Here is a 7,092-nt window from a genome sequence, read left to right as displayed (position 1 = left end):
GTCCTGCGCCCCGGACCAGAGGGGGGATCTGGTGGTGGCGGTGGACAGCGCCGTCATGGGCCATGGCAGCGACGAGCTGGGCGCGGTGCTGATGAAGGGCTTCCTCTTCGCCGTGGGCCAGCTTCCCGCGCTGCCGAAGACCATGCTCTTTTACAACGGCGGAGCCCATCTCACCTGTAAGGGCTCCGGCTCTCTGGAGGACCTGAAAAGCCTGGAGGCCCAAGGGGTGGAGATCCTCACCTGCGGCACCTGCCTGAACCACTATGGGCTGACGGAGGAGCTGGCCGTGGGGAGCGTGACCAATATGTACTCCATCGTGGAGAAGCTGGCGGGGGCGGGCCAGGTGGTCAAGCCGTGATCTACCTGGACAACGCCGCCACCACCCGGACCAAGCCCCCCGCCGTGGCCCAAGCCGTGCTGGAAGCCCTGTCCTCCTACGGAAACTGCGGCCGGGGGGGGCACCAGGGGGCCCTGTCCGCCGCCCGGGCCATCTACGAAACCCGGGAAAAAATCGCCGCCCTGCTGGGCTGTCCCCGGGCGGACCATGTCTGCTTCACCCAAAATTCCACCCAGGCGCTGAACATCGCCGTCTGCGGCNTNCTGAGGCCGGGGGACCATGTGATTTCCACGGACCTGGAACACAATTCCGTCCTCCGGCCCCTGTACCGCCTCCGGAGCGCGGGGGCGGCAGTGGATTTCATCCCGGCGGACAGCCGGGGGCGGCTGGACTGCGGCGGGTTTGAACGCTTTCTCCGTCCGGAAACAAAGGCCATCGTCTGCACCCACGCCTCCAACCTGACGGGGGACGCGGTGGATATCGCCCGGGTGGGCCGCTTCGCCCGGGAACACGGCCTGCTTTTTATCCTGGACGCCTCCCAGACGGCGGGAGTCCTCCCCATCGANCTGGCGGCAATGGGCATTGACGTGGTGTGCTTTACCGGCCACAAGAGCCTGATGGGCCCCCAGGGCACCGGGGGGCTGTGCCTCCGGGAGGGGCTGGAAATCCGCCCCTTCACCGTGGGGGGCACCGGGGTACAGAGCTACTCCGAGGCCCAGCCCGGCGAGTANCCCACCCGATTAGAGGCCGGGACCCTCAACGGCCACGGCCTGGCGGGGCTGAGCGCCGCTTTGGACTTCCTGTCGGAAACCGGCATTGCGCGCATCCACGCCCATGAGGACGCCCTGGCCCGCCGGTTTTACAAGGCGGTCCGGGATCTGCCGGGGGTAACGGTCTACGGGGATTTCTCCGCCCCGGTCCGGGCCCCTGTCGTGACGCTGAACATCGGGGATTTTGATTCCGCCGAAGTCTCCGACGAACTGGCGGAGCGCTTTGGCATCGCCACCCGCCCCGGGGCCCACTGCGCCCCCCGGCTCCACCGTGCCCTGGGGACGGAGGAGCAGGGGGCCGTCCGGTTCTCCTGGTCGTACTTCAACACGGAGGAGGAGACCGCCGCCGCCGCGGAGGCGGTCCGGGTCCTGGCCCGGGAGGCGCTGGAAGGATGAGGCAAAGAACCGAGAAGTGCGTGGTAACCTTCCGCACCACGGCGGGGGCCATGGCCATGGAGGCCGCCTGCAGCGCGGCGGGCCTTCCCGGGCGGCNGATTCCCGTGCCTAGGAGCGTCACCGCCGGATGCGGCCTGTGCTGGGCCGCGCCGCCGGAGAGCCGGGAGGTCTTGGAGGAGCTGGTCATAAAAAAACGCTTGGATGTGGACGGGATTTATGCTATCATCCTCTAAGAGGTGATGCGCGTGAGCAGTATCTGCGAGGACTGTGTCTGCTATGACTACGACGAGGAGCTGGAAGCCTTCGTCTGCACCATGGACCTGGACGAGGACGAGATGGAACGCTTTTTGAAGGGGACCAACACCGCCTGTCCCTTCTACCGCCCCGGCGGGGACTACAAGACGGCGGCGAAGCAGTAAGGGAGGGCGCTATGGAACTGGTAGACTTATACGATGAAAACCGCCTCCCCCTGGGGAAGACGGCGGAGCGAAGCGCCCCCAAGGGCCCCGGCGAGCTGCGGCTGGTGGTCCATGTCTGCGTCTTTGACCGCCGGGGGCGGCTGCTGATCCAGCAGCGGACCCGGTCAAAATTCATCTTCCCGAACCTCTGGGACGTGTCCGTAGGCGGCGGCGTGGACGCCGGGGAGACCAGCCGCCGGGGGGCGGAGCGGGAAGTCCGGGAGGAGCTGGGCGTTTCCCTGGATCTGAGCGGCCTCCGGCCCTCGGTGACGGTGAACTTCGACGGCGGCTTTGACGATTTTTACATCCTCACAAAGGACCTCTCCATAGAGGGCCTGACCCTCCAGGAAGAAGAGGTGCAGGCCGTCCGCNGGGCCTCTCTGGAGGAAATTTTGGACATGCTGGGCCGGGGAGCCTTCATTCCCTACCCGGAGAGCTTCCNGCGGTTCCTCTTCGATATGCGAACGCAGTTCGGCTTTCCCACGAAATAGCGGCAAAAAACCGGAAGGGGCCTCCCCTTCCGGTTTTTTCAGGAATCGCTCTCCCCGTATTCCTCCTGCCAGGCGGCCATCTCCGCCTCGTCCTTGTCGTCCAGGGCGTGCAGGCCGCTCCGGCCCTCCATGTGGTGGGTCAGCTCGTGGGAGAGGGTCTGCCGGAGCTCCTGCTCCCAGTCCTCTTCGGTCCAGTCCTCGTTTTCCGCCATGGCGGCGAAGGAGCCATAGTAAAGGTTGATATACCGTCCCAGCAGATCGTCGCAATACTCCCCCAGGATGTATACCTGCCCCTTGGGAAACTCCTGGTCCGGCACGGCCTCCTCCTGGAAGTTCACGCCGCCGTTGAGCCCGTCGAAAAGGGCCTCCGGGAAAGACTCCGCCAGCGTGTCCAGCAGGTCCCCCGCCTGTTCAAAGCTCAGGACCATGGCCCCTCCAAAACGGCGGCTTCCAGCTCCTCCACGGTGTCCGCCAAACGGTCCGCCCCGGCCTCCTCCAGGGAAGCCCGGGGGCGGAAGCCCCAGGTGACCCCGCAGGCCTTCAATCCCGCGTTATGGCCGGTGTGGATGTCTGTTGCGCTGTCCCCCACGAAGAGGGTGGTTTCCGGCTCCGCGCCCAGCTCCTTCATGACGCCGCGAAGCCCCGCCGGGTCCGGCTTCACAGGCACGCCGTCCACCTTTCCCCGGACCAGCCGGAAAAAGCCGGGCAGGTAGTGCTCCACGATCTCCCGGCTGAAGCTGTCCGCCTTATTGGAGTAGACGGCCATCTGGACTCCGGCGGCTTTCAGCCGCTCCAAAAGCTCCGGGACGCCGGGATAGGGCGCGGTGGCGTCCATGTTGTGCTCCCCGTAGTACTCACTGAACTGGGCGAGNNTGTTCACCAGAATCAGGGGGCTCTTGCAGCCCTCGGGGGAAAATTTGGAAACCAGGTTGGGGATGCCGTGGCCCACCATGGCCTTGAACGCCTCCAGGGAGTGCTCCGGCCAGCCGTTGCGGCGGCAGACCCAGTTCCCCGCGGCGGCCAGGTCCTCGATGGTGTCCAAAAGGGTCCCGTCCAGGTCGAAAATCACGGTTTGATACATACGCACCTCATCATCAGTATCATCAGTTTTCAATATCGGGAAGGGGCTTGACTGCTTAGCCTGTCCGCCCCTCAAATATTCTAACAAGCCCCCTTTCCCTTTGCAAGTGACGAAGGGACTGAAAGCCAAGGCTTTGCGCGGCGGCTTTTTTAGCGTATCTGGCAAAAAGGAACGGGAAACCGGAAGGGGCGCCCTTGACTTTTTCTCCCAAAGCGTGGATAATGGCAGTGTCTTATTACCAAACCCGCCGGGCTTCCCCGGCTTGACATGGAGGTTTACCTATGGCGACCGACAGCCGCTTTTTCCAGGACATGGAGGACCGCATCCCCAAGGGGACGGTCCGCACCCGCTTCGCTCCTTCCCCCACGGGCTACATGCATGTGGNCAATCTNCGCACCGCCCTGTACACCTGGCTCATCGCCCGGCATCACCACGGCACCTTTATCCTCCGCATTGAGGACACGGACCAGGGCCGCCTGGTGGAGGGCGCCACGGACGTGATCTACCGCACCATGGCCGAGTGTGGCCTGACCCATGACGAGGGCCCCGACGTAGGCGGCCCCACGGGGCCCTATATCCAGTCGGANCGCCGNGACCTNTACGGGNAGGACGCCAAGCTCCTGGTGGAGAAGGGCGCGGCCTACTACTGCTTCTGCGAGAAAACCGAGTCCGAGGAGGACAGCGGAAACTTTGACCGGGCGGCGGACCNCTGCCGGGCGCTCTCCCAGGAGGAGATCGACGCCAACTTGCTGGCGGGAATGCCCTACGTCATCCGCCAGCGCATCCCCCAGGAGGGGACCACCACCTTCCACGACGTGAGCTTTGGCGACATCACCGNGGAAAACAAGACCCTGGACGACCAGGTGCTTTTGAAGCGGGACGGCCTGCCCACCTACAACTTCGCCAACGTGGTGGACGACCACCTCATGGGCATCACCCATGTGGTCCGGGGCAGCGAATACCTCTCCTCCGCGCCGAAATACAATCTGCTCTATGAGGCCTTCGGCTGGGAGATTCCCACCTACGTCCACTGCTCCCCCGTCATGCGGGACCAGCACAACAAAATGAGNAAGCGCCACGGGGACCCCTCCTATGAGGACCTGATTGCCCAGGGCTATCTGACCCCCGCCGTGCTGAACTACGTGGCCCTGCTGGGCTGGGCNCCCAAGNGGGANCGCAGCGAGCAGGAGGTCTTCTCCCTGGAGGAGCTGGTGGACGCCTTCGACATCGCGGGTATCTCCAAGTCCCCCGCCATCTTCGACATCGAAAAGCTGACCTACTTCAACGCCCTGTATCTGCGGGCCATGGCCCCGGAGGACTTCGCCAAAATCGCGGAGCCCTATATCCGGCAGGCCGTGAAAAACCCCGCCGTTGACCCGGCGGCGGTGGCCGCCCTGCTCCAGGCCCGGTGCGAGAAGCTGACGGACATCCCGGAGAAGGTGGACTTCTTCGACGCTTTGCCGGANTATGACGTTTCTCTCTTCACCAACAAAAAATCCAAGACCGACGCAGAGGTCTCCCGGAACATGCTGGAAGCCGCCGTCCCCGCCCTGGAGGCCCTGGAAAGCTGGACCCAGGATTCCGTCCACGACTGCCTCATCGGCCTGGCGGAATCCCTGGGCGTCAAGAACGCCACGCTGATGTGGCCCGTCCGCATCGCCGCGGCGGGCAAGCAGGTAACTCCCGGCGGCGCGGTGGAAATCTGCCACATCTTAGGCAGGGAGGAGACCCTCCGCCGCCTCCGCCTCGGCCTTGGGAAGCTGTAATCCCTCCCCCGCATAATCTAAATGAAGGACTGGTTTTATCACATGNGCAAGCTCACCATCCCCCAGGGCTATCGGATGCCCCTGAGCAACAATGAGCTCCAGCGGGCCATTGAACTCATCCACGAGGACTTCCAGCGCAACCTCACCCTCCGGCTGAACCTTCACCGGGTCTCCGCCCCCCTGTTTGTGGACGGGCGCACCGGCCTGAACGACGATCTGAACGGCGTGGAACGGCCTGTGACCTTCGACATCCCCGACGTGGGGGCCGAGGGCCAGGTGGTCCACTCCCTGGCCAAGTGGAAGCGCCTGGCCCTCAAGCGCTATGAGTTCCCCCAAGGCATGGGTCTTTTCACCGACATGAACGCCATCCGCCGGGACGAGGTGGTGGACAATCTCCATTCCATCTACGTGGACCAGTGGGACTGGGAGAAGCACATCGGCCAAAAGGACCGGAATCTTCAGTATCTGAAGGACACGGTACGAGACATCGTGGGAGCCCTGTGCGACACCGCCTCCGTTCTGCGCAACNACTTCCCCGCCCNGACCTTCCGGCCCGACCGGGACGTGTACTTCATCACCACCCAGGAGCTGGAGGACCGCTTCCCGCACCTGGACCCCGCCGGGCGGGAGACGGAGATCTGCCGCAAGCACCGGACGGTGTTCCTCATGCAGATCGGCAAGACCCTGAAATCCGGNAACCGCCACGACGGCCGGGCCCCGGACTACGACGACTGGGAGCTGAACGGGGACATTCTCATGTGGAACCCGGTGCTCCAGCGCTCCTTTGAGGTCTCCTCCATGGGCATCCGGGTGGACGCGGCGGCCATGGACCGCCAGCTCACCGCTGCCGGGTGCGACCACCGGCGGGAGCTGCCCTTCCACCAGATGCTTTTGAACGGGGAGCTGCCCCAGTCCATCGGCGGCGGCATCGGCATGAGCCGGGTGTGCATGCTGCTGCTGGGGGCCTGCCACATCGGCGAGGTCCAGGCCAGCCTCTGGGACACGGAGACCCTGGAAGGCTGCGAAAAGGCGGGCATCACTTTACTTTGAGTTACCGAGGACATAAAAAGGGCCGGCGGGAAAATCCCGCCGGTCCTTTTCCGTTCTTTATTGCTCTCCCTTGGGCCGGAGGGTAATTTCCTCCCCGTCCTCCGTCTCATNGCGCTCAATGTCCCAGTCTCCCTCCGGGGCCGTCCGCTCGTTGGTCCAGCCGTCCATGCCGGTGGACTCCACAAAGGCGTCCGCCGCCGCCCGGTCCGCCNTGGCCGGGTCCAGGGGCAGGGTGAACAGGGCCTGGACCCCGGCGAAGTCCTCCGCAAAGGCGATGGTCCCGTCTTCCGCCACAGTGAAAATGTCATTGCTGGGCGTGAATCCCTCATAGAAGGCCATGTAGACCGTGCGGTCCGCGAACATCTCGATGCTCTGGGTGTCCAGCAGGTAGTAATACACGCCGTCCTTGGCAAAGCCCTGGGCAAAGGCGCCCAACGTCCAATTGTTCACCGCCGCAGGGGAACAGCCCGCTACCAGAGGGGTCATGACATATCCGCTGAAATCAAAGGTCTCATTTTCCAGCGGCTCTCCGTCCAAGCGGCGCAGGGCCAGGACGGAATAGGTGTGGTCCTTTTCCAGGTCCTGGTTCAAAACGTCCAGGTTCCGCCCGGACACCAGGCCCAGCAGGGTGATGGAGAAGTCCCCGCTCTCCACGGTTTCGTTGATCTCGATGGCGTCGGGGCCCTCAAAGGCCTCCGCCAGCAGGGGCTGGTTGTGCTCCTCCGCCACCTGGGCGGGGGTGA

At 64.4% G+C, this 7,092-nt stretch carries 9 protein-coding genes; 7 read left to right on the top strand and 2 right to left on the bottom strand.

What is annotated here, in order from left to right; translation table 11 throughout:
• From yedF to JX325_RS02530, 5 genes are all read left to right on the top strand, one after another.
• The coding region (gene yedF, locus JX325_RS02550) for a sulfurtransferase-like selenium metabolism protein YedF (RefSeq protein WP_204789613.1) at positions 1–358 on the top strand (358 nt) is incomplete at its 5' end.
• Positions 355–1,503 (top strand): aminotransferase class V-fold PLP-dependent enzyme, encoded by a 1,149-nt coding sequence (locus JX325_RS02545; RefSeq protein WP_204789612.1) that lies wholly within the window; start codon positions 355–357, stop codon positions 1,501–1,503. The genes yedF and JX325_RS02545, both read left to right, overlap by 4 nt.
• Positions 1,500–1,736, top strand: coding sequence for a DUF3343 domain-containing protein (locus JX325_RS02540; RefSeq protein WP_204789611.1), 237 nt, complete (start codon positions 1,500–1,502; stop codon positions 1,734–1,736). Before JX325_RS02545 ends, JX325_RS02540 begins: the two co-directional genes overlap by 4 nt.
• Before the next feature lie 6 nt (positions 1,737–1,742).
• A complete protein-coding gene (locus JX325_RS02535; RefSeq protein WP_204789610.1) occupies positions 1,743–1,922 on the top strand; it encodes a DUF6472 family protein in 180 nt (59 codons plus the stop codon).
• A gap of 11 nt (positions 1,923–1,933) precedes the next feature.
• Positions 1,934–2,452, top strand: a complete 519-nt coding sequence (locus JX325_RS02530) for an NUDIX domain-containing protein (protein WP_204789609.1) — start codon at positions 1,934–1,936, stop codon at positions 2,450–2,452.
• Positions 2,453–2,490: 38 nt separating this feature from the next.
• On the opposite strand, the gene JX325_RS02525 is transcribed toward JX325_RS02530, so the two are convergent.
• Positions 2,491–2,880, bottom strand: a complete 390-nt coding sequence (locus JX325_RS02525; protein ID WP_204789608.1) for a metallopeptidase family protein — start codon at positions 2,878–2,880, stop codon at positions 2,491–2,493.
• The gene (locus JX325_RS02520; protein WP_204789607.1) at positions 2,871–3,533 is read right to left on the bottom strand and encodes an HAD family hydrolase; all 663 of its coding nucleotides are present in this window, start codon (positions 3,531–3,533) and stop codon (positions 2,871–2,873) included. Before JX325_RS02520 ends, JX325_RS02525 begins: the two co-directional genes overlap by 10 nt.
• A 281-nt stretch (positions 3,534–3,814) precedes the next feature.
• On the opposite strand from JX325_RS02520, the gene gltX reads away from it, so the two are divergent.
• Positions 3,815–5,299, top strand: a complete 1,485-nt coding sequence (gene gltX / locus JX325_RS02515; protein WP_204789606.1) for a glutamate--tRNA ligase — start codon at positions 3,815–3,817, stop codon at positions 5,297–5,299.
• 42 nt (positions 5,300–5,341) lie between these two features.
• Complete coding sequence (gene asnA / locus JX325_RS02510) at positions 5,342–6,349, top strand: aspartate--ammonia ligase (RefSeq protein ID WP_204789605.1); 1,008 nt, start codon at positions 5,342–5,344, stop codon at positions 6,347–6,349.
• Positions 6,350–7,092: the final 743 nt, after the last annotated feature.

The organism is Oscillibacter sp. CU971 (assembly GCF_905219725.1).
Classification (GTDB): Bacteria; Bacillota; Clostridia; order Oscillospirales; family Oscillospiraceae; genus Oscillibacter.
This window is presented reverse-complemented; position numbering and strand designations above follow the sequence as displayed.